The following is a 23550-nucleotide window of genomic DNA, read 5'->3' as shown; positions in this document are numbered from 1 at the left end:
TACCTTTCAAAAATTTTGATTGATAACCATGAATTTTAGCGTTTTATTTTCTCAAAAGCGAAAAATAGAATAGCAGGGCATATAAATCAGGGTTGGCGCCAACTGATCACAAAACATTTGTAGTGAAAAAAATTGAATGGAATAAGTATGAACATTTCAAAATTACAGCTTGTGTATCTTGCAGCCCTCTCGATGCTCGGCTTTGTCGCAACAGACATGTATCTCCCTGCGTTTAAAGCGATGGAAATCGACTTTATGACCGGACCAGAACAGATCGCGCTTTCCTTAACGGTCTTTTTGGTCGGCATGGCGGTCGGTCAACTGCTTTGGGGCCTTGCCTCTGATAAGTTTGGTCACCGCAATACCTTAGCAGCTGGCCTTGCTCTGTTTACGCTGGCCTCATTGGGTTTGGCGTTCAGTGATCAAGTTTGGCAACTGCTCAGCTTACGTTTTGTGCAAGCGATCGGTGTGTGTGCACCGGCGGTGATCTGGCAAGCCATGGTCATCAAACGTTACTCCAGCAGTAGCCAACAAATTTTTGCCACTATTATGCCGTTGGTGGCGCTTTCTCCTGCGCTCGCCCCTCAGTTGGGTGTTGTGTTGGCAGATAGTTTTGGTTGGCACAGTATTTTTGTCGCGTTAACGGTTCTCGGTTTGGTCTTGGTTGCGGCGACCATGGCACAACCTAGTGTCGCCAATGAGCCAAAGCAAAGCAGTGTAAAATCGGATATCAAACATCTACTCAGCTCAAAAACCTATTTAGGCAACGTGCTGATGTTCGCCACCGCGTCTGCCGCTTTCTTTGCTTACCTGACAGGTATGCCTGAAATCATGGCGCAGCTTGGCTACGATGCCAAAGACATTGGCATGAGCTTTGTGCCGCAAACCATCGCGTTTATGGTCGGTGGATACTTAGGTAAAGTTGGTGTGCGTAAATTTGGTGATGAAAAAGTCCTGCGTCAACTGATTGGTCTGTTTAGCATCGCGGCACTGCTAATTTTCATCGCATCACAATGGCAGTTAACGTCTATTTGGCCAATCTTAGCGCCATTCTGTTTGATTGCCGTGGCGAATGGTGCCCTTTACCCTATCGTGGTTAACCGTGCACTTGCCAGTGCCAAGCAAAGCCCAGCCACGGCCGCAGGTTTGCAAAACAGCTTACAAATCACCGTCAGCAGTTTATCTAGCGCGCTGGTCGCCGCTCTTGCTAGCCAAGCGCAAGCGGTTACCGGTATTGCGATTGTTCTCTGTATGGGCGGACTTTGGATCGGCTATATCGTCTCCAACAAAGAGTTGGCGCAGCACTTCACGACACCAGACAATGCACGCGTGGTGAGTGATGAAGAGATCTAATCTCTAGCAACACAAGAGCCGCATAATAAGTATGCGGCTTTATATTTCGAGGCGAAGCTAACAGCCAGTTATAACCCTTTTAGTCCCCATTTTTCTGCGGTCTGTTTAAAGAAACCTTGTGTCTTTTTCAGTTCAACCCAATGGTTAACGTAATTAATCCAAACTTGATCATCCTGTGGCAATAACATGGCGATCGGTGTCGGCTTACGTGGCTCTTTGACGGGTGCAATCGCCAATTGCTGAAATTTCTCCACCAGCGTCGCCGCTTCCACATTTGAGGTCACAGAGACATCCGCTCGTTTGGCCAACAGTTCTTGGAAATCACGGGCTGGTGCTTCAATCACGATATGCTGTGCGGAAGGGAAAAACGCCTTAACCATTTTTTCTTGTACGGTACCTAGAGTTGCCGCCACTTTTACATCCGCTTTATCAAAATCGCTCCAATCAGAGTACTTACCGAGATCTTTTTTCTGCACCACAGGCACAAACGCAAGATAAAAGTAAGGCTGACTGTAACCTGCCACTTTCGCGCGAGACATACTCAGCGATGCGCTGCCTGTAATGTCATACTTATCCGCGGTGATGCCATTAACTAACGTTTTCCAATCCGTCGCCACGTATTCAACTTTGACGCCGAGGTCTTTCGCCAGCTCAGTCGTGACATCGATATCAAAACCACGATAACTGTTATTAGCCGGATCTTTCATCGTCATCGGGTTCCAATCCCCGGTCGTGCCGACTCTCAATACTCCGTTGTCGAGAATCTCATTCAAACGACTTTGTGCATTAGCCAGAGTGGACGCAGCAAGCAAACCAAGCCCCAACGCTAACCAAGTTTTTTTCATTTTATTTTCCTTTAACTTATTGTTCCGTAAATAGTTGAGATTTCGCGTTACATCATTGATAACATAGCAGCAACACAACCATTTTTTTAGTTGATATAAGGCGTAGTGTGACCTATCGATATTTATGTTTAATGATGTTACTGCCACTCACTGGATGTTCTGACTATCAATGGGGCTGGTATGTGCTTGATCCGACGACCAAGCAAGGCCTAACGAACGTGACATTTCTTATCGCAGGCTTTGCTGACACCATCAGCGTGTCGCTACTCAGTATGCTGTTTGCCATGACTCTGGGCTTAATGGTTGCCCTACCGGCCCTTTCTCCCCGCAAATCCCTACAACGCTTAAACCGGATTTACGTTGAAGTAATACGTGCCATTCCCGTGTTGGTTCTGCTGTTGTGGGTGTATTACGGCCTACCCACATTACTCGATGTTTCACTAGACCATTATTGGGCTGGAATTATTGCACTAACGATCGCGGAAAGTGCATTTATGGCAGAAGTATTTCGCGGTGGCATTCAATCTATCGGTCGCGGCCAACATGAAGCAGCAAAGTCGCTTGGTCTCAACTATTGGCAAAAAATGCGTCTGGTGATTTTGCCGCAAGCATTTCGTCAGATGCTGCCCGCGCTCGGCAACCAGTTTGTTTATATTCTAAAGATGAGCTCATTGGTCAGTGTCATTGGTCTGAGTGATTTGACGAGACGTGCCAATGAGTTGGTGGTGAATGAGTACTTACCACTAGAGATTTATACTTTCTTAGTGTTGGAATATTTGCTGTTGATCTTGATGGTATCTCAAGCAGTACGTTGGCTAGAAAAGCGCAGTGCTATTCCGAGCCATTAGTTCGTCATCATCATAAAAAAACGCCGCTATTACAGCGGCGTTTTTATTATCCAGCGATAATTACTTTTTCTTAACTGGGCGTTGCCAGCCTGTAATTTTAAGTTCTTTGGCGCGAGTAATCACTAACTCACCTTCTGCAACGTCTTTGGTCAAGGTGGTACCGGCACCAATTGTTGCACCATCAGCAATCGTCACCGGAGCGACCAGTTGGCTATCTGAACCAACAAACACGTCATTACCGATAATGGTTTTGAATTTGTTTGCACCATCGTAGTTGCAGGTAATAGTACCAGCGCCGATATTGGTGCGTTGACCGATTTCAGCATCGCCAAGATAAGTCAGGTGGTTGGCTTTAGAACCCTCACCAATACGTGCATTTTTTACTTCGACAAAGTTGCCCACGTGAGAGTCGTTACGCATCTCAGCACCAGGACGCAGACGAGTAAACGGACCAACGGTACATTGCTCACCCACCGTTGCACCTTCAATAACACTGTATGGACGAACGATGGTGTTATCATCGATTTCACAGTCTTTTAGCACACAGCCAGCACCGATAACGACGTTATCACCAAGGGAGACGTTACCTTCAATGATCACATTCACATCGATTTCAACATCAAGGCCACACTGCAGTTCACCACGTAGGTCAAAGCGTGCAGGATCACGCAACATCACACCTTGCTCTAGCAGCTTTTTCGCTTGGGCTGCTTGGAATGCACGTTCTAGACGAGCCAACTGAGCGCGATCATTCACCCCTTCCACTTCGATTGGGCTAACTGGGTGAACCGCTTCAACCGCATTGCCTTCATCATGCGCCGCCGCAATGACGTCTGTTAGGTAGTACTCACCTTGCGAGTTGTTATTGTTTAAGCCTGCAAGCCAACGCTTCAGATCACCACCGGTCGCCACCATTACGCCCGTGTTGATCTCTTTGATTAATTTTTGCTCTTCATTCGCGTCTTTTTGCTCAACGATCGCCACTACCGGACCGTTTTTACGCACGATACGTCCGTAACCCGTTGGGTTATCCAAGACGACAGTGAGCAGCGCGATGCCGCCTTTAGGCTGGGCATCAAGCAAGCTTTCAATGGTTTCAGAGGAAATAAGCGGAACATCGCCGTAAAGAACCAAGATTTTTTCATCATCTTGAAACTGAGGAGAGGCTTGATCCACCGCGTGACCAGTACCCAATTGTTCGGCTTGCAGCACCCAATTAACCGGCTCTTCTGCCAAAGCAGCTTGCATTTGGTCGCCACCATGACCGTACACCAAATGAATGTTCTGAGCACCTAAGCCAGTACAAGTATCAATTACATGTTTCACCATTGGTTTGCCTGCAAGTGTATGCAGTACCTTTGGCATATTGGAGTACATACGGGTTCCTTTCCCCGCTGCGAGAATCACCGCGCTAAATTTCATTATTTATAACCTATTGACGTTGCCAAAAATTCTGTCGGCCATTTTACCCAGCTAATGACGAATAGTTAACTTCAGGATAAAAATTTCTGATAAAAATTAAGCAAAAAGGCGGTCAAAATGACCGCCTTTATCACTATTAAAACATCGCAAAATTAACGACGTTTCTTTGTCAGCTCGATAACACGAAGCTGAGCAATGGCTTTAGCCAGTTCACTGGCCGCTTGTGCGAAGTCCATATCGCCATGCTGGTTGAGAATGTTCTCTTTCGCACGACGTTTTGCTTCTTCTGCCTTCGCTGCGTCTAGTTCTTCACCACGAATCGCAGTATCAGCCAGTACTGTTGCAGTACCAGGCTGAACTTCTACGATACCACCAGAGACATAAATGAACTCTTCTTCGCCGTGAAGTTTAACAATACGCACCATACCAGGCTTGATAGCGGTCAGCAGCGGTGTGTGGCCATGGAAAATACCCAGCTCACCCTCGCTACCGGTCACCTGAAACGTTTCAACGCGACCAGAAAAGATTTTCTTCTCCGCGCTTACCACATCCAGATGAAAGGTTATTGCTGCCATATCGCCTCCTAGTTAGCCTTATAGCTTCTTAGCATTCTCAATCGCTTCGTCGATAGTACCGCAGTACATAAACGCTTGCTCTGGAATGTCATCGTATTCACCAGCTAGTAGACCTTTGAAGCCACGTAGAGTCTCTTTAAGAGGTACGTAAACACCTGGGTCGCCTGTAAATACTTCCGCTACGTGGTAAGGCTGAGTTAGGAAACGCTCAATCTTACGTGCACGCGCAACCACTTGCTTATCTGATTCAGATAGCTCGTCCATACCTAGGATTGCGATGATGTCTTTCAGCTCTTTGTAGCGCTGAAGTGTCTGCTGAACACCACGAGCAGTGTCATAGTGTTCTTGACCTACAACAAGTGGGTCTAGCTGACGAGACGTCGAATCCAGTGGGTCGATCGCTGGGTATAGACCCATCGCTGCGATGTTACGGTTAAGTACAACCGTTGCATCCAAGTGCGCGAACGTTGTTGCTGGAGACGGGTCAGTCAAGTCATCCGCAGGTACGTATACCGCCTGTACAGACGTGATAGAACCTTGCTTCGTTGACGTGATACGCTCCTGAAGTACACCCATCTCTTCTGCAAGAGTTGGCTGGTAACCTACCGCTGAAGGCATACGACCTAGCAGTGCAGATACCTCTGTACCAGCAAGTGTGTAACGGTAGATGTTATCGACGAACAGTAGAACGTCACGACCTTCGTCACGGAAACGCTCTGCCATTGTCAGGCCAGTCAGTGCAACACGTAGACGGTTGCCTGGAGGCTCATTCATCTGACCGTAAACCATCGCTACTTTTGATTCTTCAGGCTTCTCGATGTTTACAACACCCGCTTCCTGCATCTCGTGGTAGAAGTCGTTACCCTCACGAGTACGCTCACCTACACCTGCGAATACAGATAGACCGGAGTGTTGTAGTGCGATGTTGTTGATAAGTTCCATCATGTTAACGGTCTTACCTACACCTGCACCACCGAATAGACCGATTTTACCACCCTTAGCGAAAGGACAAATCAAGTCGATTACTTTAACGCCTGTTTCTAGAAGCTCAGTCGCGTTTGACTGTTCTTCGTAGCTTGGCGCTGGACGGTGAATTGAGTACAGTTCTTCTGCACCGATCTCACCACGCTCGTCAATCGCATCACCAAGCACGTTCATGATACGACCTAGGGTCTTAGTACCTACTGGTACTGAAATTGGAGCGCCTGTATTTACTACTTCAACTCCACGACGTAAACCATCAGAGCTACCCATTACGATACAACGAACTACGCCACCGCCTAGCTGTTGTTGAACTTCAAGAACAAGACGCTCTTTTGAGTCCTTTACGTTTAGAGCGTCGTATACACTTGGTACATCGCTCTGTGGGAACTCTACGTCGACTACCGCACCGATGATCTGTACGATCTTACCTGTAGCCATCGTTAATCCTCTAAACTGTTTCGTTTAACCTAAGCTTAAACCGCTGCTGCACCACCAACGATTTCCGATAGTTCTTGTGTAATCGCAGCCTGACGGGCTTTGTTGTACACAAGTTCTAAGTCGTCAATCAAGTTGGTCGCGTTATCAGTTGCAGCCTTCATCGCAACCATTCGAGCCGCTTGCTCACAAGCAAGGTTCTCAACTACACCTTGATAAACCTGAGATTCCACATAACGCACTAATAGTGCATCAAGTAGAGACTGAGGTTCTGGCTCATAGATGTAATCCCATGAATGCTCACGCTGCATATCTTTGCTGTCCGATTTAGGCAAAGGTAGCAATTGATCGATCGTTGGTTGTTGAACCATGGTGTTTACGAACTTGTTAAATACAAGGTACAAACGGTCCAATTCACCTTCATCATATTTTTCTAGCATCACGCTAACCGAACCGATCAGGTCTTCCAAACTTGGGCTATCACCCAAACCTGAAACCTGAGCCGCTACTTTCGCGCCGCCATGTTTAAAGAAAGCTGTCGCTTTTGAGCCAATTACCGCAAGCTCAACCTCAGCACCTTTCTCTTTCCATGCCTGCATATCTGTAACCGCTTTTTTGAACACGTTGATGTTCAAGCCGCCACACAGACCACGGTCCGTTGAAATGATGATGTAACCAACACGCTTGGCTTCACGCTCATCTAGGTACGGATGACGATACTCTAGACTTGCATTTGCCACATGACCGATCACTTTACGCATTGTTTCCGCGTATGGACGAGAAGCTTCCATTGCGTCTTGCGAACGACGCATTTTTGAAGCTGCTACCATTTCCATCGCTTTCGTAATCTTCTGAGTGCTTTTAACACTCCCGATTTTACTACGTATCTCTTTTGCGCCGGCCATCGTTACTCTCCATTAGTTGGTGGCAGCCACTGCCACCGACCTATTACCAAGTTTGGGTTGCTTTGAAATCGTCAACCAGTTTCTTGAACTGAGCTTCGATTTCATCGTTGTAAGCACCCGTCTTGTCGATCTCAGCTGCAAGTTCAGCGTATTGACCGCGAGCGTACGATAGTAGAGCTGCTTCGAAATCAAGAACTTTAGATAGTTCGATATCGCTTAGATAGCCACGCTCTGCCGCAAAGATAGTTAGAGCTTGGTCAAACACTGACATCGGAGCGTACTGCTTCTGCTTCATCAGTTCAGTTACTTTTTGACCATGGTTCAACTGTCTCTTTGTTGCTTCATCAAGATCCGAAGAGAACTGAGCAAACGCTGCTAGTTCACGGTAAGCAGCAAGTGCTGTACGGATACCACCTGATAGCTTCTTGATGATTTTCGTCTGAGCTGAACCACCTACACGAGATACTGAAATACCTGGGTCAACGGCTGGGCGTACACCCGCGTTGAACAGTTCAGTTTGTAGGAAGATCTGGCCATCGGTAATCGAGATTACGTTGGTTGGTACGAATGCAGAAACGTCACCCGCTTGGGTTTCAATGATTGGCAGAGCCGTCAATGAACCCGTTTTACCTTTCACTTCACCGTTAGTGAAACGCTCTACGTACTCTGCGTTTACACGAGCAGCACGCTCTAGTAGACGAGAGTGGAGGTAGAATACGTCACCTGGGAATGCTTCACGGCCTGGTGGGCGTTTTAGCAGTAGAGAGATCTGACGGTACGCTACCGCTTGCTTAGATAGATCATCGTAAACAATCAGCGCATCTTCGCCGCGATCACGGAAGTATTCACCCATTGCACAACCCGCGTAAGGCGCTAGGTATTGCAGTGCAGCAGATTCAGATGCTGAAGCCACAACAACAATTGTGTTCTTCAGAGCACCGTGCTCTTCCAGTTTACGCACTACGTTGGCGATAGTAGAAGCTTTCTGACCAATCGCTACGTAGATAGAGAAAATACCAGAGTTTTTCTGGTTGATGATCGCATCGATCGCCATCGCTGTTTTACCAGTCTGACGGTCACCGATGATAAGTTCACGCTGACCACGACCGATTGGGATCATTGAGTCAACAGACTTATAACCAGTTTGTACAGGTTGATCAACCGATTGACGGTCGATTACACCCGGTGCAATCACTTCAACAGGCGAGGTCAACTTCGCTTCAATCGGACCTTTACCATCAATTGGTTCACCTAGTGTGTTCACTACGCGACCTAACAGTTCAGGACCAACTGGCACTTCAAGAATACGACCAGTACCTGTTACTTTCATGCCTTCCTTAAGGTCAGCATATGGGCCCATTACTACCGCACCAACCGAGTCACGCTCAAGGTTAAGTGCTAGTGCATAACGGCCACCCGGTAATTCAATCATTTCACCTTGCATCACGTCCGCTAGGCCGTGAATGCGAATGATACCGTCGCTTACCGATACGATAGTACCTTCATTGCGAGCTTCACTAACAACGTTGAAAGATTCAATACGCTGTTTAATTAGATCGCTAATTTCCGTGGAATTAAGTTGCATGCTCCAATCCCCATTAAGACTGCAATGCATCGCTCAGGCGATTCAGACGACCGCGAGCTGAGTTATCGATGACTAAGTCTCCGGCTCGAATTATCACCCCACCTAGTAGGGCCTCATCTACACTGCAATTCAGCTTAACTTTGCGCTCAAGACGCAGTTCAAGTTTCTGACTGATATTTGCACATTGTTCATCAGAAAGTTCGGTTGCAGAAATCACTTCTACATCAATCTCTTTCTCATGCTCTTTCTTCAAAATGAAGAATTGAGTGCATACATCAGGAAGGGCCGCAAGACGACCATTCTCCGCCATCACCTTAAGAAGGTTTTGACCGAATTCATCCACTTGTTCGCCACAAATCGCAATAAACAGTTCAGCCAGTTTATCGGCTGACATAGAGCCAGATAACAGCTCACTAATTTGTTCGTTTTGGGCTACTTCAGCAGCGAAAGACAACATTTGACCCCATTGGTCTAGTTGGCCTTTCTCTACCGCAAAGTCAAAGGCTGCTTTAGCATAGGGGCGCGCGATTGTTGTAAAATCAGCCATGTTCGCCCCCAAACTTAAAGTTTTGCAGTAATGTTATCGAGAATATCTTTGTGCGCATCTTTATCGATTGAACGCTCAAGGATTTTCTCTGCACCAGCTACAGCCAGAGTTGCAACTTGTTTGCGCAGTTCATCGCGTGCACGATTACGTTCCGCTTCAATTTGAGCTTCTGCTTGCGCTAGGATTTTTTGACGTTCAGTCTGTGCATCCTCGCGAGCTTCATCCAAAATTTGTGCTTTACGCTTATTCGCTTGTTCGATGATCTCAGTTGCTGTGCGCTTTGCTTCTTTCATTTGAGAAGAAGCATTAGCTTGTGCTAGATCCAAGTCTTTTGCAGCACGTTCTGCCGCTTGTAGACCGTCAGCGATTTTCTTCTGACGCTCTTCAATCGCTTGCATGATTGGTGGCCATACGTACTTCATACAGAACCACACAAACAGTGCAAACGAGAATGCTTGGCCTAGCAGAGTTGCGTTCATATTCACAACAGCTACCCCTCTATTCGGAATTAGTGTTCATCAAGGACACGCTAATGCATGCCGCTCAATACCGATGATTAACCAGCTAATTGACCTACGAATGGGTTTGCAAACGTGAATAGAAGTGCGATTACGATACCGATCATTGGAACCGCATCAAGTAGACCAGCGATGATGAACATCTTAACTTGAAGCATAGGAGCCATTTCTGGTTGACGAGCAGCACCTTCTAGGAATTTACCACCTAGAACCGCGAAGCCTACTGCAGTGCCTAGTGCACACAGACCAACGATGATTGCTACTGCGATTGCAGAAAAGCTTAGTACAGTTTCCATTACTATCTCCAATTATAGCGATTAACTAAAAGTCTAATAAGAATAAACAAAATTAATGATCACTGTCTTCGTGAGCCATTGACATATAAACGATTGTCAACATCATAAACACGAAGGCCTGAATCAGGATTACCAGAATATGGAAGATCGCCCATGGTAGCGAGCCCATCCATTGTAGATACCATGGTAGCATTGCCGCACAAAGAATAAATACAACCTCACCCGCGAACATGTTACCGAATAGACGCATACCAAGAGAGAGAGGTTTCGCCAGTAGCGATACCACTTCGATTAGTAGGTTGAACGGGATCATTGTCCAGTGGTTGAATGGGTGCAAAGCCAATTCTTTTGCAAAGCCACCTAGACCTTTCACTTTGATGCTGTAATAGATCATCAGAGCGAATACGCCTAGTGCCATAGCCATGGTGATGTTCACATCAGCTGAAGGTACTACTTTTAAGTAAGGAATACCGAGCCAATGCTCTGCCGGGTATGGAAGGAAATCGATAGGAACCAAGTCCATCAAGTTCATCAAAAATACCCAACAAAAGATAGTCAGTGCTAGAGGTGCAATCAGCGGGTTGCGTCCATGGAACGTATCTTTGACGTTTGTCGCGACAAATTCTACGATCATTTCAACAGCACACTGAAGCTTACCTGGTACACCGGCTGTTGTTTTTCGAGCAACAGAGTAAAAAATTCCGAGGAAAATTAGACCTGTAAGCCAAGAAAAAAACAGACTATCGATATGTACGTTCCAGAAACTAGACTCTTCCGCCACCAACCCCAACTTGTAAGTTGAAAGGTTAGTTAGGTGGTGAGTAATGTAACCAGAAGGTGTTAGCGCTTCACCTGGCGCAGCCATAACTCATCCTATTTTTTGTTGTTAATGAATAGCGCTGGTGCAAAGATATTAATTCCGAGTACCAGCAAATAGGTTAGTTTCAGGGGAACAAGTTCCACCTGCATATACATGTAGGCTACAGAAAACAGCACTACTGTAATGAGAATCTTCAACGCTTCACCTGTGTAGAAGGAAATGGCAACGTATTTTGATGCCCTAGCCCCTACAAACAGAAATGCACATATTGAAAATACTGCATTGGCGACGACAAAAATGCCACCACCGATTAGCGAGGAAACTCCCCACTCAGCATTCACAGCTAAAGCTATTCCTGCTGCCACAAAAATAACCACGCCGGTCTCGATCATTAACAATTGCTTTACAAGCTCTCGTCCTGGCCTAGCCAACGCAGCTACCATGTATTCGTACCTCTAGTAAATCCCATCAATCCCCCACTCTTGTTGTGGGTCTGGGAAGTTGCGGAAAATTATACGGTGAGTCCAACTGATTGCAATTAAAACGCAGCAAAAACTTACAGTTTTGTTTACAAACCGACAACTTTCGTACAAAAATTGCTTTTTTACATAATTGACCTAAATCAATTATCTCATTTAGCTCTCAAGCTTGGCAATTAGTTGCTCTAATTTGTGAGGCTCATCAATACTTATCGTCAATTTCGCTTTTCCATTGGTGCTTTTCACTAAAGAAACCTTAGCCCCCAATCTTTCACTTAATTTTTGTGATATTTGCTGTATTTCTTCATCTTTTGGCTGATTTTTATCTTCAACCTTTGGCGTGAGACACTTTTTTACCAATTGTTCGGTTTGACGAACCGTAAGAGCTTTACTAGCAACCTGCTGAGCCACTTCCACTTGTTGCTCACCTTCCAACGCTAATAATGCGCGAGCATGCCCCATATCGAGCAGTTTCTGTGCAACAAACTGTTTCACTTCTAGCTCCAAGCCATTCAATCGAAGCAGGTTGCTCACCGCGGTGCGTGACTTACCAATCACATCCGCCACTTGCTGATGAGTCAGAGAAAACTCGTCTTGCAATCGCTCGAGCGCTTGTGCTTCTTCGATCACATTAAGATCTTCACGCTGGATATTTTCGATCAGCGCCATGGCGATCGCAGCACGATCTTCAACCTGTTTGATCAAACAAGGAACACGCTTAAGACCCGCTTGCTTAGCGGCACGCCAGCGCCGCTCTCCAGCGATGATCTCAAAATGACCATCTTGCAATGCACGCACAATAATAGGTTGAATAATACCTTGTGACTGGATGGACGCAGCTAACTCTTCGAGTGCCTGTGGCGACATATCTTTTCGCGGCTGATAAACACCAGGTTGCAACTGACCGACCGCAATATCGGTTAACTCACCTTCAGCAGACAGAGCTTGGCTGTGTGTTGCGATATGTTGTTTCTCACGAGCTAATGAACTGGTGGACAATAGTGCATCCAGTCCCTTTCCTAGGCCACGCTTAGACATTGGGATCAATTCCTTTGGTAAAGGTTAAACTGGGATTTCTTCTCGGCGCAGCATTTCTCCGGCAAGCGCCAAATACGCTTTTGAACCCGCAGAGTGTTTGTCGTAATACATCGCTGGTTTTCCATGACTTGGCGCTTCTGCTAAACGTACATTGCGAGGGATCACTGTGCGGTAAACTTTACTGCCGAAATGCTTTTTGAGTTGATCGGAGACTTCATTAGATAGGCGATTGCGAGGATCATACATGGTGCGCAACAATCCCTCGATTTTGAGTTTGTCGTTTACCACAGCCGCCAGCTTACTAATGGTATCCATAAGAGCCGTTAAACCTTCTAACGCAAAATATTCACATTGCATTGGCACCAGCACGGAATCCGCCGCCGCCATGGCATTGATTGTAAGAAGGTTTAAAGAAGGAGGACAATCAATAAAGATGAAATCATAGTTATCGCGAACTGAGGCTAACGCGTTCTTCAAGCGAACTTCGCGAGCAAACACTTCCATCAATTTGATTTCAGCGGCGGTGACGTCACCATTCGCCGCTATCAGGTCATATTTGCCAGTGGTGGTTTTACATACCACTTGATCAAATGGGGTTTCTTCGACGAGTAAATCATACGCGGTAGCGTCGACCATATACTTGTCGACGCCACTTGCCATCGTAGCGTTACCTTGCGGGTCCAGATCAACGACCAACACTTTACGTTTGGTGGCTGCCATTGAGGCCGCCAAATTGACACACGTTGTTGTCTTACCCACACCACCTTTCTGGTTGGCGATTGCTACTATTCTACCCACGATGACCTCGCTAATTTTCCTTGCGCGATAAGATTACAAGATGGCGATCCCCTTCCAACTCAGGAACAGTCAAAGATATGACCTCTGTCACACTACACCACTCCGGAAGCTGATCAATTTCATCTTTAGGGTGCAATCCCTTAAGAGCAAGAAAGACACCTTGACCGCATTTTGGTAGATGATGACACCACTCCACCATGTCTGTCATTGAAGCAAATGCGCGACTTAGAACACCATCAAATTTTTCTTCTGGTTGGAACTCTTCGACACGACTTTGCACCGTGGTCACATTTTCAATCTTTAGTTCATGGAGAACTTGTTTGATAAAGCGAATGCGCTTACCCAAGCTGTCCAACAAAAAGAACGTTTTCTCTGGATGCATGATCGCCAACGGAATACCAGGCAATCCAGGTCCAGTACCGACATCGATAAAACGCTCACCGTCAAGGTGAGGCGCGACTACGATGCTATCGAGGATATGTTTCACCAGCATGTCTTGCGGATCACGCACAGATGTCAGGTTGTAGGCTTTGTTCCACTTATTGAGCAGTTCCACATAACCTAACAGCTGTTCACGTTGACGTTCATTGACCTGTAAGTCGGTTTGCGCGATTAATGCGTCCAGTTTTTGGCGAAGAGCACTCATGCGTTTTCTTCTCCCACTTTCAACATGCCAATTTTCTTTAAGTGAACCAGCAAAATCGAAATGGCCGCTGGCGTAATACCAGAGATGCGTGATGCAATCCCCAATGTTTCGGGTTTGGCGGTGTTGAGTTTAAGTACTACCTCGTTGGATAGGCCTTTCACTTCGCTGTAATTGAGATCCACTGGCAATTTGGTATGTTCATGACGCAGGGATTTTTCAATCTCATCTTGCTGACGCTTAATGTAACCTTCGTATTTCACTTGAATTTCCACTTGCTCTGCGGCTTCAAGATCGTCGAGTGCAGGTGCAAAAGCGGCCAATGACGTGAGCTGCTCATAACTCATCTCAGGGCGACGAAGAAGATCTTCACCACTGGCTTCACGGATCATTGGTGCTTTCAATAATTGGTTAAGCTCGTCAATACCGACAGAGCTTGGGTTCATCCATGTCGATTTCAGACGTTGACGCTCTTGCTCCATATTGTCGATCTTCTGGTTGAAACGAGCCCAACGAGCATCATCAATCAAACCAAGTTCACGTGCTTTTTCTGTCAAACGCAGATCCGCGTTGTCTTCACGCAGTAACAAGCGATGTTCTGCACGCGATGTGAACATACGGTACGGTTCTTTGGTACCCATGGTTGAGAGATCGTCGATCAATACGCCCATGTAGGCTTGATCGCGACGCGGGCTCCAACCTTCTTTCTCTTGACTGAACAAGCTGGCATTGAGACCTGCCATCAAGCCTTGTGCGGCCGCTTCTTCGTAACCAGTGGTGCCGTTAATTTGACCAGCAAAGAACAAACCTTGGATAAACTTGGTTTCGTAAGTCTGTTTCAAGTCACGCGGATCGAAGAAATCGTATTCAATTGCGTAACCAGGGCGAACAATGTGCGCGTTTTCAAACCCTTTCATCGAACGAACAATCTGCACCTGTACATCAAATGGCAAGCTGGTGGAGATGCCGTTTGGATACAATTCGTGAGTCGTTAAACCTTCTGGTTCAATGAAGATTTGGTGGCAGTTCTTATCGGCAAAGCGCATCACTTTGTCTTCGATAGAAGGGCAGTAACGAGGGCCAATACCTTCGATGATGCCAGCATACATTGGGCTACGATCGAGGTTGTTGCGAATCACCTCATGCGTCTGCTCATTGGTATGGGTAATGAAACAAGGAATTTGACGTGGGTGATGAGTGCGATCGCCCATAAAAGAGAACACAGGCGTTGGGTTATCACCGTGCTGCGCTTCCAGCACTGAAAAATCGACACTACGTGCATCAATACGTGGAGGTGTTCCTGTTTTCAGACGATCAACACGGAAAGGCAGTTCACGAAGACGCTGTGCAAGCGCGATCGATGGAGGATCCCCTGCGCGCCCACCTGAGGAGCTTTCTAAGCCAATATGGATCTTACCACCAAGGAAAGTACCTACCGTCAAAACGACCGCTTTAGCATGAAACTTCAGACCCATTTGCGTAACCACACCGCGAACTTGATCGTTTTCAACAATCAAATCATCCACGGCTTGTTGGAAAAGAGTCAAGTTTGGCGCATTTTCTAAAAAGTCACGCACGTACGCTTTATAAAGCGCTCGGTCGGCTTGTGCACGAGTGGCACGTACAGCTGGGCCTTTTGACGCATTAAGCGTTCTAAATTGAATACCCGCGTGATCGATGGCTTGTGCCATCAAACCGCCCATTGCATCCACTTCTTTGACTAAGTGTCCCTTACCGATCCCGCCAATCGCAGGGTTACAAGACATTTGTCCTAAAGTATCGATATTGTGAGTAAGTAATAAGGTCTTCTGACCTGTACGTGCTGATGCGAGTGCGGCTTCCGTTCCTGCGTGTCCGCCACCGACAACAATGACGTCAAATGTTTCGTGATAAAGCATGAACTGACCTCAGGTATTCAAAGGATTCAACAGTGAAAGAAAAAGAGCGATATTCTACCTGTTTTTAACTATGAGTGAAAATTGTTTTCGTACACTCGATCATAGGATCGTCTCTCTAAATATATATAAAGATCTTTATATATGATCTTTTATTGGATCTATTATTAGGATCCACCTCTCCTGTGGATAACCCATAAATGATCAACAAGATCATGGATCTTATTCGGATCAAATGATGTGATCATGATTTGATCTACTCTTGTATTTCCTGGGATCAAAAATGGTAGTTATACACAGGGCATGGTTTGGATGAAAGTTATTATTTGGATAACTATAGGAAAAACACGGGATCTTCTCTATTTTATCCACAGATGGTTTGTTGGTTTTTTGTTCAGATTGAAGGGAGGGAAGCTTGGTGGGTTATTCACAGAGAAAAGCGGAGTGTCACTCCGCTTGTCATCTAGCACAATTAAAATTGTTGGATATGCGCATTGAACCACTCTTCTGCAGCATCTTCTGGAACAGTGTGGTTTAAGACATCAATGGTTAAGCAATCTGTAATAGGCGTCGCGCCGATGTCTTCTAGCAAGGAGTAGGCGTGTAGGCCTGCAGCGCAGAAGGTATCGTAGCTTGAATCTCCGATGGCGATGACAGCATAGCGAACATCTCCCATTTTAGGAGGAGTGGCTTGCAGAGCGCGAATAAAAGGTTGGATGTTGTCTGGATACTCTCCAGCGCCATGGGTAGAGGTAATGATCAACCAAGTACCGTTATTTGGGATTTCAGACAGTTGAGGCTGATTGTGAATGTGAGTTTCAAACCCAGCAGCTTGCAGCAGATCGTTAAGATGATCGCCAACGTATTCTGCGCCACCCAGTGTGCTGCCAGTGATGATGTGAATCATAGTGTGTCCTTGAGTCGAAAAAAAAGCGCAGCCAATGGCTACGCTTTAAGATTATTTACCGATACAGAATGAAGAGAAAATACGTCCGAGCAAATCATCAGAGCTAAACTCGCCCGTGATTTCGTTGAGATGCTGCTGAGCAATGCGGAGCTCCTCGGCGAGGATTTCTCCAGCCATATAACCCTCAAGCTGATCTTGGCCTATCTGTAAGTGTTCTGCAGCGCGTTGAAGCGCATCCAGATGTCGGCGTCTTGCCATAAAACCGCCTTCGGTGTTGCCAGAGAAACCCATACAGGCTTTAAGGTGATTACGCAATGCCTCAACCCCTTGGCCCGTTTTGGCCGACAAACGGATCAACGTCGGCTGACTGACATGGCAGATCCCCAGTGATTCTTGGGTTTGATCGGCTTTGTTGCGGATCACGGTAATGCCGATTTGTTCTGGCAAACGATCAATAAAGTCTGGCCAGATTTCTTTAGGGTCGGTGGCGTCGGTGGTGGTGCCATCGACCATGAAGAGTACGCGATCGGCTTGACGGATTTCATCCCAAGCGCGCTCGATACCGATTTTTTCTACTTCGTCTGAAGCATCACGCAGACCAGCGGTATCGATGATGTGCAATGGCATGCCATCGATATGGATGTGCTCACGGAGGACATCACGTGTGGTGCCAGCAATGTCGGTGACAATCGCGGAATCCTTACCTGATAGCGCATTCAGTAGGCTGGATTTGCCAGCGTTCGGACGGCCCGCAATCACCACTTTCATCCCTTCACGCATGATTGCGCCCTGGTTGGCTTCTTTGCGCACCGCATCTAAGTTGTCGATGATGGCTTGCAGATCGCCCGCCACTTTACCATCGGCTAAAAAGTCGATTTCCTCTTCTGGAAAATCGATGGCCGCTTCAACGTAGATGCGCAGATGGATGAGAGATTCCACCAGCGTATGAATTCGCTTAGAAAATTGCCCTTGTAGCGATTGGAGTGCCGATTTAGCCGCTTCTTCGGAGCTCGCGTCAATTAGGTCGGCGATCGCCTCTGCTTGTGTGAGGTCCATCTTATCGTTAAGGAAGGCTCGCTCAGAAAACTCCCCAGGTCTTGCAGGACGAACACCTGAGATGGTCAGGATGCGTTTAATCAGCATGTCCATCACCACGGGGCCACCGTGGCCTTGCAACTCAAGGACATCTTCGCCAGTAAATGAATGAGGATTGGGGAAGAACAGTGCGATCCCTTGGTCAAGTTCACTGCCATCTTGGGCTTTAAAAGGGATATATTCAGCGTAGCGTGGCTTCAGCGTCTTCCCTGTTACTTCCAAGGCAACTTGAGCGGCTTGTGGGCCTGAGACACGAATAATCCCGACCCCACCTCTGCCCGGCGCTGTAGCCTGGGCGACAATCGTATCTGTTGTCATAAATGAGCCTATCGTTTTAACGACCATTTGTCTGGTCAGTGAATCAATTAGCTGAATTGTAATCAGCCGAAAACAAAAAGGCGACCTTTTGGCCGCCTTTCTTTACTCTGTTGTCACTTACTTAGTGTGTAAGCCTTTTTTCTCCAGTGCTTTGTAAATCAAAGACTGCTGGATCAGAGTAACGATGTTCGATACTAGCCAGTATAGAACCAGACCTGATGGGAACCATAGGAAGAAGAAGGTAAACATCACCGGCATAAAGGTCATGATCTTCTGCTGCATAGGATCGGTTACTGTCGTTGGGCTCATCTTCTGGATGAGGAACATTGATCCGCCCATCAATAGCGGCAGGATGTAGTATGGATCCTGCGCAGAAAGGTCGTGAATCCATAGGAAGAATGGCGAGTGACGCAGCTCAACCGATTCCATCAATGCCCAGTACAGCGCGATGAAGATAGGCATCTGCAGAATGAGAGGAAGACAACCACCGAGTGGGTTAACTTTCTCTTTCTTGTACAGTTCCATCATCTCTTGGCTCATGCGCTGACGGTCATCACCGATGCGCTCACGCATTGCTTGCAGCTTAGGCTGTAGCATGCGCATTTTGGCCATTGAGGTGTACTGTGCTTTTGTCAGTGGGTACATCGCACCACGAACGATGAAGGTTAGACAGATGATCGCCACACCCCAGTTACCCACCACGCTTTGGATAACAGACAGTAGCCAATGCAGAGGTTTCGCGATGAACCACAACCAGCCGTAATCGACTACTAAGTCAAGGTTTGGTGCGACTTCTGCCATTTGGTCTTGCAGTTTAGGACCCGCCCAAAGGGTTGCAGTGAAGTGTGCGCTATCGCCATCAGCAACCGTTTTGTTTGGCATACGAACGCCAATGTCGCCCATATTGCCAATCACGCGAGTGTACAGGTTGGCACCTGGTTCGTTACGTGGGATCCACGCCGCAGCGAAGTAGTGCTGGATCATTGCCGCCCAACCTTGACCATTGGTCAGAGTAAGAGACAGATTGCGATCTTGCATATCTTCGAAGCTGTATTTTTTGTAACGAGTATCTTCAGTTGAGTAAGCTCCGCCACGGTAGGTTGGCATGGTGATGCTGCCGCCCGCGTCCATCAGGTTTTGACGTAGGTGGGCGTACATGCCTAACGTTGCGTTGTTACCTGATTTGTTGATGACATCGAACTCAACGTCAATCGCGTAGCTACCACGTTTTAGGATAAAGGTTTTGGTGTACTCCAAGCCATTCGCTTGGTAGGTCATTGGAATACGTAATTCGTTTTGATCGTCAGCTAACGTAAAGCTGTCCGCGCTCACTTGGTAGCTTGGACGATTGTTGCTGCTTAGGTCGATGCCTTGTGGGCCAACCAGACCACTTTGTGCGATGAACTGATGACCTTGAGTATCTTTAAGAAGCTCGAAGGCATTCGCAGAATTCATCTCTGCAGAATATTGGTTCAAATCCGCAGCCACTACATCACCACCAACAGTGTCGATTGACAGAGTCAACACATCCGTTGTTACCGTGATGAGTTTTGCTGACGCTTGTTGCGCTGGCGCTGGGTCCAGTTCATCAGCAAAAGATGGTGCAGGTAAAGTGCTGCTTGTTTGAGCCTGTTCAACGGCTTGAGGGGCTGGGTTCTTTGCAACTTGCCACTGTTGGAACAGCAAGAAAGAAACCAGCGCCAGAAGCAGGACCAGGAGAGTACGTTGAGAATCCATCGTTATTTATCTCTGTCTTGTTTTTGGACTGGTGGAACGGGGTCAAAGCCCCCTTCATTCAAAGGGTGGCATTTTAATAGACGTTTGCCTGATAACCAACACCCTTTTACAAAACCGTGAGCTTTCAACGCTTCTATGGCATATGTAGAACAGGTTGGAGTAAAACGACAGCGCGGTCCAAGGAGAGGACTGATAAGACCTTGATAAAGACGGACGAGTCCGATTGTTAACCACGCGAGGGGCGAGACAGGCGATGCCATAGCTTATCAAACAACTTAAACAGTTCCTCATTGCTCAAATCTTGCGCGCTTTTCTTGGCGATCACAACAAAATCTTTATTGGGAAGTTGATGTTGTGTGTTACGAAAGCTTTCACGGGCTAGGCGTTTGAATCGGTTGCGACCAACGGCAGTTTTGATTTGCTTCTTGGGTACAGCCAAGCCTAAACGAGGATGAGAAAGGTTATTATTGCGAGCAATGATAGTGAAATGAGGAGAGCCAGCTCGATGAGCTTGCTGAAAGACGTTTTGATAATGCTCGGGAGTTAACAAACGTAACTCCCGATTGAACGCGTACGTATTCAAAATAAGCTAATGATTATTTTGACAGGCGCGCACGGCCTTTCGCACGACGTGCATTGATTACTTTACGACCGTTCTTAGTCGCCATGCGTGCACGGAAACCGTGAGTACGCTTGCGCTTTAGAACTGAAGGTTGAAAAGTGCGTTTAGTAGCCATTGTTATTACCTTTACTGATCAGTAGTTTTAGGTTCTAAGTTAACCCGGCGTGGGTCTGTTTTCTTCTCCATATAAAGAAGAGTTCACCGACGCCTCTCAACAAAGAGGCGGAATTGTAATCACAGTCACACAAAGTGTCAATCTTTGTGGTGTATCAACAAATCCGCCGGGCGATTATACGGAGTGTGAGTAAAATCTCAAGGATCTCGCGATCTTTGTCGGGATCTTTACTCCATTCCTACTTGGCGTAGGAATTTTTGTAAGCGAGGATCCTGTGGATTTCCAAAGATATCCTGTGGAGATCCCTGCTCAACAATCTTGCCTTCCGCCATAAAGATCACGCGATCCGCCACTTCTCGGGCAAATTGCATCTCATGGGTGACCACCAGCATCGTTTGATGTTGGTTGGCTAACTTCTTCATTAAAGAGAGTACTTCTCCGACCCATTCAGGATCCAATGCCGAAGTTGGCTCATCAAAAAGCAACAGTTCGGGTTGCAATGCCATGGCACGGCCAATACCGACGCGCTGTTGCTGGCCACCCGAGAGGGCTGCTGGGTAGCTGTCGCCTTTTTCTCCCAGACCAATGTCGTCCAAGATTTGCTGCGCGCGTTTCAGAGCGTCTTCTTTTTTCCAGCCGCGAACGGTGACCAAACCCTCGGCAATATTTTGTCGCGCCGTCATGTGGGCAAATAACGCGTAGTTTTGAAACACGAAACCAGTGCGGCGGCGCAGCGCAAGCACTTCGGCTTTGGTGTGTTGTTGGCTATCGACACTGATGTCATCAATGGTGATTTTGCCTTGGTCCGCTTGCTCTAGAAAGTTAACACAGCGCAGCAAGGTCGACTTGCCAGTACCACTTGAACCAATGATGACGATGATTTCACCTTGGTTAATGGTCAGATCAATGCCTTTGAGTACTTCTGTGTCGTCAAAGCGTTTGTGGATATTGTCTAATTTGATCATCTCGCATACGCCTTATTCAGTTTGTTCTCGGCCCAAATTTGCACTCGGGTTAGCACCAGTACGACACCCCAATAGATGAGTGCGACGGCCAAAAAGGCTTCAAAGAAGCGGAAGCTTGAGGAGGCTTCCATTTGCGCCTTGGCCATGATTTCCGCCACGCCTAGTGTAAAAGCCAAAGAGGTGGATTTGATCATGTCGATGAAGTAGTTCATCAACGACGGTAAAGCAACGCGAGTCGCTTGAGGTAGAATAATGCGACGCATCGCTTGAGAAGTGGTCATGCCTACCGACAAGCTGGCTTCCATCTGGCTACGGTCAATGCCAATAATCGCGGCGCGAATGCTTTCGGCCATGTAGGCAGCAAAATGCAGTGTTAAACCGATAACAGCGGCACTGAACGCGTCGAGTCCAACCATGATTGGGAAGATCTGAGGTAAGCCATAGTAAAGTAGGAACAGTTGTACCAGCAGCGGTGTGCCGCGGAAAAAACTGATATAAAGTTGGCTCAGTGGATCCAGAATCGGTATGCGAAATACGCGAATATTAGCGAGCATAATGGCTAAGGCCAGAGAGAAAATAAGACCTAAAAATGCCATTTCCATGGTGGTGCCGAGGTATTTGAGCAGTATCGGCAGCAGCTCTAGCATGTAGTTAAAATCAAATCCCATACCAGTACCTTTAAAGAAAACAAAAGGTGGAATGCGAATTCCACCTTAAAAACAAAAGCTGTGACGAGCAGTATATCAGGTTACTTAGTAATGTCGGCACCAAACCATTTGATTGAGATTTTCTCAACTGTGCCATCGGCACGCATCTCAGCAAGGGCTTTGTTGACTTCACCTTGCAGCTTCACGCCACGTTCGTTGTTCACAAATGGCCATGCGTTAGCGATGGTTTCAAATGGTTCACCAGCCAATTGTAGTGGCAAACCGGTTTTCTTGATCAGTTCTAGTGCTGATAGGCGATCCATCACAAAGGCATCGGCGCGTCCTAACGCAACATCATGCTCGATACCGGTATCGTAAGTCTTGATATTGATCTTGCCGTCTTTATCGTAATCGCGTAATAGCTGTTCAAAGTTTGAGCCTAGGTTGACCGCAACGGTTTTACCAGCGAGGTCTGCAACGCCTTTGATGCTGTCATTGCCCTTGCGTACGGTGATCTGAGCGCCGTCTACCACATAAGGGTCAGCAAAAAGGTATTTGGCTTTGCGCGCATCCGTCATGGTGATTTGGTTGGAGATGGTATCGATGCGACCCGTTTCAAGTAAACCAAACAGACCTGAGAAGTTTGCGGTTACGTATTCGACTTTGTAGCCATTACGCTTACCAATCTCATCCCACATATCCACTTCAAAACCTTGCAGTTGGTCTTGCTTTACAAAGGTGAAAGGAAAGTAGCGGCCAGACATGCCTACTTTAACCACTTCTTCGGCAACCGCCTGAAAAGTTGCTGCAGAAAGCGCGATGGCAGCAATACTCGCTTTAATCCAGTTATTCATCTTGTGACTCCTTATCTTTATGGGAGGTGATGTTAATGTGATTTATCTCAATAGAATAAATAACTAGTTGTTATTAACCATAACCAGATGAATAGAGGGTCTTGGGGATAAAATGCCAAGATCCGTGGAAAAGTGGATCGTCTTGTGGGTAATCATTGGGCAAGGTGTGTTGATCCGCAAAAATCAAGCGAAATTATTGTGAATAACTTGGATCTTATTCACTGGATCGTCGATCAATCACTGGCGATCTTGGTTATCAACAGGTAAAATTGCCAATCTTTTCAGATTAATTTCGTACTCAGTG

At 46.8% G+C, this 23550-nt stretch carries 26 protein-coding genes; 2 read left to right on the top strand and 24 right to left on the bottom strand.

Annotation, left to right across the window (positions count from 1 at the left end):
* The first annotated feature begins 147 nt into the window (after positions 1–147).
* A complete protein-coding gene (gene punC, locus LZU85_RS18485; protein ID WP_237288077.1) occupies positions 148–1353 on the top strand; it encodes a purine nucleoside transporter PunC in 1206 nt (401 codons plus the stop codon).
* 68 nt (positions 1354–1421) lie between these two features.
* Here punC and LZU85_RS18480 read toward each other — a convergent pair whose 3' ends face one another.
* Positions 1422–2198, bottom strand: a complete 777-nt coding sequence (locus LZU85_RS18480; RefSeq protein ID WP_237288075.1) for a transporter substrate-binding domain-containing protein — start codon at positions 2196–2198, stop codon at positions 1422–1424.
* Between the two features lie 107 nt (positions 2199–2305).
* On the opposite strand from LZU85_RS18480, the gene LZU85_RS18475 reads away from it, so the two are divergent.
* The gene (locus LZU85_RS18475; RefSeq protein ID WP_237288074.1) at positions 2306–3046 is read left to right on the top strand and encodes an amino acid ABC transporter permease; all 741 of its coding nucleotides are present in this window, start codon (positions 2306–2308) and stop codon (positions 3044–3046) included.
* A gap of 60 nt (positions 3047–3106) precedes the next feature.
* Here the strand turns inward: LZU85_RS18475 and glmU are convergent, their stop codons facing one another.
* The 23 genes from glmU to LZU85_RS18360 all read right to left on the bottom strand — a co-directional run bounded on the left by glmU (position 3107) and on the right by LZU85_RS18360 (position 23246).
* A complete protein-coding gene (gene glmU / locus LZU85_RS18470; RefSeq protein ID WP_237288073.1) occupies positions 3107–4468 on the bottom strand; it encodes a bifunctional UDP-N-acetylglucosamine diphosphorylase/glucosamine-1-phosphate N-acetyltransferase GlmU in 1362 nt (453 codons plus the stop codon).
* 152 nt (positions 4469–4620) lie between these two features.
* On the bottom strand, positions 4621–5043 hold the full coding sequence (locus LZU85_RS18465; RefSeq protein WP_011079056.1) for a F0F1 ATP synthase subunit epsilon: 423 nt from the start codon (positions 5041–5043) through the stop codon (positions 4621–4623).
* 18 nt (positions 5044–5061) lie between these two features.
* Positions 5062–6465: a F0F1 ATP synthase subunit beta gene (atpD, locus tag LZU85_RS18460; protein ID WP_011079055.1), complete on the bottom strand. Its 1404-nt coding sequence runs from the start codon at positions 6463–6465 to the stop codon at positions 5062–5064.
* A gap of 35 nt (positions 6466–6500) precedes the next feature.
* Positions 6501–7367, bottom strand: a complete 867-nt coding sequence (gene atpG / locus LZU85_RS18455; RefSeq protein ID WP_017419850.1) for a F0F1 ATP synthase subunit gamma — start codon at positions 7365–7367, stop codon at positions 6501–6503.
* A gap of 43 nt (positions 7368–7410) precedes the next feature.
* Positions 7411–8952 carry a F0F1 ATP synthase subunit alpha gene (atpA, locus tag LZU85_RS18450; RefSeq protein WP_176299493.1) on the bottom strand — a complete coding sequence of 514 codons (1542 nt, stop codon included), beginning with the start codon at positions 8950–8952 and terminating at the stop codon, positions 7411–7413.
* Between the two features lie 13 nt (positions 8953–8965).
* Complete coding sequence (atpH, locus tag LZU85_RS18445) at positions 8966–9499, bottom strand: F0F1 ATP synthase subunit delta (RefSeq protein WP_103185197.1); 534 nt, start codon at positions 9497–9499, stop codon at positions 8966–8968.
* A gap of 14 nt (positions 9500–9513) precedes the next feature.
* Positions 9514–9984 (bottom strand): F0F1 ATP synthase subunit B, encoded by a 471-nt coding sequence (gene atpF, locus LZU85_RS18440; RefSeq protein WP_103185196.1) that lies wholly within the window; start codon positions 9982–9984, stop codon positions 9514–9516.
* A 71-nt stretch (positions 9985–10055) separates the two neighbouring features.
* Positions 10056–10313, bottom strand: a complete 258-nt coding sequence (gene atpE / locus LZU85_RS18435; RefSeq protein ID WP_011079050.1) for a F0F1 ATP synthase subunit C — start codon at positions 10311–10313, stop codon at positions 10056–10058.
* 52 nt (positions 10314–10365) lie between these two features.
* Entirely contained in the window at positions 10366–11178 is an 813-nt protein-coding gene (gene atpB / locus LZU85_RS18430) for a F0F1 ATP synthase subunit A (protein WP_176299494.1), read from the bottom strand.
* An 8-nt stretch (positions 11179–11186) separates the two neighbouring features.
* Positions 11187–11576 carry a F0F1 ATP synthase subunit I gene (locus LZU85_RS18425; RefSeq protein ID WP_176299495.1) on the bottom strand — a complete coding sequence of 130 codons (390 nt, stop codon included), beginning with the start codon at positions 11574–11576 and terminating at the stop codon, positions 11187–11189.
* A gap of 192 nt (positions 11577–11768) precedes the next feature.
* Positions 11769–12650, bottom strand: coding sequence for a ParB/RepB/Spo0J family partition protein (locus LZU85_RS18420; RefSeq protein ID WP_176299496.1), 882 nt, complete (start codon positions 12648–12650; stop codon positions 11769–11771).
* A 24-nt stretch (positions 12651–12674) separates the two neighbouring features.
* A complete protein-coding gene (locus LZU85_RS18415) occupies positions 12675–13448 on the bottom strand; it encodes an AAA family ATPase (RefSeq protein ID WP_176299497.1) in 774 nt (257 codons plus the stop codon).
* A 10-nt stretch (positions 13449–13458) separates the two neighbouring features.
* Positions 13459–14094, bottom strand: a complete 636-nt coding sequence (gene rsmG / locus LZU85_RS18410; protein WP_176299498.1) for a 16S rRNA (guanine(527)-N(7))-methyltransferase RsmG — start codon at positions 14092–14094, stop codon at positions 13459–13461.
* Positions 14091–15989 (bottom strand): tRNA uridine-5-carboxymethylaminomethyl(34) synthesis enzyme MnmG, encoded by a 1899-nt coding sequence (gene mnmG, locus LZU85_RS18405; RefSeq protein WP_237288072.1) that lies wholly within the window; start codon positions 15987–15989, stop codon positions 14091–14093. The genes rsmG and mnmG overlap by 4 nt, the downstream gene beginning before the upstream one ends.
* 469 nt (positions 15990–16458) lie before the next feature.
* On the bottom strand, positions 16459–16893 hold the full coding sequence (gene mioC, locus LZU85_RS18400; RefSeq protein ID WP_237288067.1) for an FMN-binding protein MioC: 435 nt from the start codon (positions 16891–16893) through the stop codon (positions 16459–16461).
* A gap of 51 nt (positions 16894–16944) precedes the next feature.
* Positions 16945–18306: a tRNA uridine-5-carboxymethylaminomethyl(34) synthesis GTPase MnmE gene (gene mnmE / locus LZU85_RS18395; RefSeq protein WP_237288066.1), complete on the bottom strand. Its 1362-nt coding sequence runs from the start codon at positions 18304–18306 to the stop codon at positions 16945–16947.
* Between the two features lie 117 nt (positions 18307–18423).
* On the bottom strand, positions 18424–20043 hold the full coding sequence (yidC, locus tag LZU85_RS18390) for a membrane protein insertase YidC (RefSeq protein WP_080533448.1): 1620 nt from the start codon (positions 20041–20043) through the stop codon (positions 18424–18426).
* Positions 20044–20045: 2 nt separating this feature from the next.
* Complete coding sequence (yidD, locus tag LZU85_RS18385; protein ID WP_072599185.1) at positions 20046–20303, bottom strand: membrane protein insertion efficiency factor YidD; 258 nt, start codon at positions 20301–20303, stop codon at positions 20046–20048.
* Entirely contained in the window at positions 20270–20593 is a 324-nt protein-coding gene (rnpA, locus tag LZU85_RS18380; protein ID WP_013572637.1) for a ribonuclease P protein component, read from the bottom strand. The genes yidD and rnpA overlap by 34 nt, the downstream gene beginning before the upstream one ends.
* A gap of 46 nt (positions 20594–20639) precedes the next feature.
* Positions 20640–20780 (bottom strand): 50S ribosomal protein L34, encoded by a 141-nt coding sequence (gene rpmH / locus LZU85_RS18375; RefSeq protein WP_011079039.1) that lies wholly within the window; start codon positions 20778–20780, stop codon positions 20640–20642.
* 227 nt (positions 20781–21007) lie between these two features.
* Positions 21008–21745, bottom strand: coding sequence for an amino acid ABC transporter ATP-binding protein (locus LZU85_RS18370; protein WP_237288064.1), 738 nt, complete (start codon positions 21743–21745; stop codon positions 21008–21010).
* Positions 21742–22413, bottom strand: coding sequence for an amino acid ABC transporter permease (locus LZU85_RS18365; RefSeq protein ID WP_176299503.1), 672 nt, complete (start codon positions 22411–22413; stop codon positions 21742–21744). Before LZU85_RS18365 ends, LZU85_RS18370 begins: the two co-directional genes overlap by 4 nt.
* Positions 22414–22493: 80 nt before the next feature.
* Positions 22494–23246, bottom strand: a complete 753-nt coding sequence (locus tag LZU85_RS18360) for an amino acid ABC transporter substrate-binding protein (protein ID WP_176299504.1) — start codon at positions 23244–23246, stop codon at positions 22494–22496.
* Positions 23247–23550: the final 304 nt, after the last annotated feature.

The organism is Vibrio floridensis (assembly GCF_021852965.1).
GTDB lineage: Bacteria > Pseudomonadota > Gammaproteobacteria > Enterobacterales > Vibrionaceae > Vibrio > Vibrio floridensis.
Note: the sequence above shows the minus strand (reverse complement) of the source record. Positions and strands in the feature narration are given on the sequence as shown.